We start from the raw sequence: 2,474 nt of genomic DNA on the forward strand, positions 1-2,474 counted from the left end.
GTAAGCACGCGGCGAACACATCTTGACGATGGCCGCAACGGACGGCAGCGTGCGTGACGGGGTGGTCAGCTTTGCTGCCAGCGATGCGGCAGCAGTTCGTCGATGCGGCTGTGTGGGTGCGTCGGTAAACGCAGGAACACGTCCCGCAGGTAGGCGTATGGATCGTGCCCGTTGAGCTTGACAGACTGGATCAAGCTCATGATCGCCGCCGCACGTTGACCGGCGCGCAGGCTGCCGGCGAACAGCCAGTTGCCTCTGCCCACTGCAATCGGTCGGATCTGGTTCTCGATCCAATTGTTGTCCGAGGGCACGCTCCCGTCGTCGAGGTAGTGCGTGAGCGCCGTCCAACGCCTCAAGCTGTAGTTCAACGCTTTGGCCGTCGCTGATCCATCGGGCACCTTGAGCCGCTGGGCGATCATCCATTTGTGCAGTGCCTGGGCGATCGGTCGTCCTCTGGCCTGCCGGATGCGAAGCCGTTCCTCCACATCCAGGTCCTTCACATCGCGTTCGACCTCGTAGAGCTGCCCGAAGAACTGGATGCCGGTTTCGGCAATCTGGCTTTTGTTGGCCGTGTGCAGTTCGACGAACTTGCGTCGGGCATGCGCAAGGCAGCCTGCTTCGACCACGCCCTTGGCGAGCAGCGCCTTGTAGCCCGAGTAGTCGTCACACACGAGCGAGCCGCGCCATTCCCCCAGGAAGTCCTGTGCATGCTGGCCGGCCCGGCTGTCAGCGAAGTCGTAGACCACGGCCTTCATGCCCTCGAAGGCACCCGGCGCGTAGGCCCAGAGATAGGCACGATGCGTCTTGCCCGTGCCGGGCTTGAGCATCGCCACCGGCGTTTCGTCGGCATGCAGTACGCGGTGGGCAAGGACGGCGTCCTTGAGCGCATCGACCAGTGGCTGCAGGCGCACGCCGCAGGCGCCGACCCAAGCACCGAGCGTTGAGCGCGGGATGGCCAGGCCGGCGCGCTCGAAGATGGTTTCCTGGCGGTACAGCGGAAGGTGGTCGGCGTACTTGGCCACCATGACCTGCGCCAGGAGGCCGGCAGTGGGGATGCCCTTGTCGATCACCTGCGCAGGCACCGGCGCCTGGATCAGCGTCTGGCACTTTGCACAAGCCCATTTGCCACGAACATGGCGCTCGACGGTGAACACGCCGGGAACGTAGTCGAGCTTCTCGGCCACGTCCTCGCCGATGCGCTTGAGCGCACAGCCGCATGCGCAGGTGGTCGACTCGGGCTCGTGGTGCACATCGACGCGCGGCAGGTGTGCCGGCAGCGGCGTGCGGCGCGGCTGCTGCTTGCCCTCGGTTTTCGGGGGAGGACGAAGCTGCTTGAGTTCCTCTTCTATCGCCGCGAGATCGGCGTCGATGGTCTCCTCCAGCAAGCTGGCCTGCGCCGCATCGAGCTTCTCGCTGCTCTTGCCGAAACGCAGGCGCTTGTACTGTGCGAGTTCGTGGGTGAGCTGATCGACCTTGGTTGACGTGAAGGTGACCTCTCGGGTGAGCGTCTCGATCGAGCGGTCCTTGGCCTCGAGCAAGCGCTGCTGCTCGGCGAAGCCGTCCATGAACCGGAGGGCTACTTCATGCAGTTGCTCTGCACTGAGGCCCTTCAGTTGTTCGGCGTTCACCATGAGGTGACATGTTGCCGCGCCATCGTGAGACTGACATCGGCATTTGCAGCAATTGCTCGCTGCCGCGCGTTTCACACGACGGTGATCACACCTGCCGAACCCAAGCGCTGCCAAGGCAGGCCGAGCACAAGCGCGTCGAGTTGCTCACGCGTCATCGACATCTGCGTGCCCAAGCCCGCGTTGGCCCAGAGGAATCGGCCCTGGTGCAGCCGACGCGCGCACAGCCAGATGCCGATGCCGTCATGCACAAGGATCTTCATGCGATTGGCTCGACGGTTGGCGAAGAGGTAGGCGTGGTGCGGGTGTGCGGCGCCGAACACCTGCACGACCTTCGCCAACGCCGTGTCGGTGCCGGCTCGCATGTCGATCGGCTCGGTGGCCAGCCACACGGCCTCGATGCGAATCAACGCAGCCACTCGCGCAGCCAGGCTGCGCACGATGAGGCCGACTCCCCCGGCCAGTGCACCACCGCGGTGGCGCCGCCTCTTTGGAGCTCGATGCGGATGTCCCGCGGCGGCGGCTCGATCTCGGGCTGCACGCCGATGGGAATGAAGTCTGGCTGCGGCAATGCCGGCGCGGCTGGCGACGGTTGGGCCAACGCGTTGCGCTGCTCGGCGCGCCACCGATGCACCACGTTTGCGTTCAGGTTGTACAGCCTTGCGATTGCCGCGGCCGATGCATCCGGTTGGCGGCACGCCTCCAGAACTTCGGCCTTGAACTGGGCGCTGTGATTGCGACGCGTCGCCCGCTTAACCACGCCATCTATCGTGTCCACATCATTCATCGTGGGCACGATGCCTGCAGGCTCTCAGACCATCAAGATGACTTCACCGCGTGCTTACG

Annotated in this window: 3 protein-coding genes; all 3 read right to left on the reverse strand. The window is 64.8% G+C overall.

The window, feature by feature from the left end; translation table 11 throughout:
• Positions 1-65 precede the first annotated feature (65 nt).
• The gene (gene tnpC / locus ACIPRI_RS26630) at positions 66-1,565 is read right to left on the reverse strand and encodes an IS66 family transposase (protein ID WP_446624518.1); all 1,500 of its coding nucleotides are present in this window, start codon (positions 1,563-1,565) and stop codon (positions 66-68) included.
• A gap of 137 nt (positions 1,566-1,702) precedes the next feature.
• Positions 1,703-2,068, reverse strand: coding sequence for an IS66 family insertion sequence element accessory protein TnpB (gene tnpB / locus ACIPRI_RS26635; protein WP_446624516.1), 366 nt, complete (start codon positions 2,066-2,068; stop codon positions 1,703-1,705).
• The gene (locus tag ACIPRI_RS26640; RefSeq protein ID WP_446624517.1) at positions 2,035-2,415 is read right to left on the reverse strand and encodes a transposase; all 381 of its coding nucleotides are present in this window, start codon (positions 2,413-2,415) and stop codon (positions 2,035-2,037) included. Before ACIPRI_RS26640 ends, tnpB begins: the two co-directional genes overlap by 34 nt.
• Between the last annotated feature and the right edge of the window lie 59 nt (positions 2,416-2,474).

Source organism: Variovorax sp. LARHSF232 (assembly GCF_052871435.1).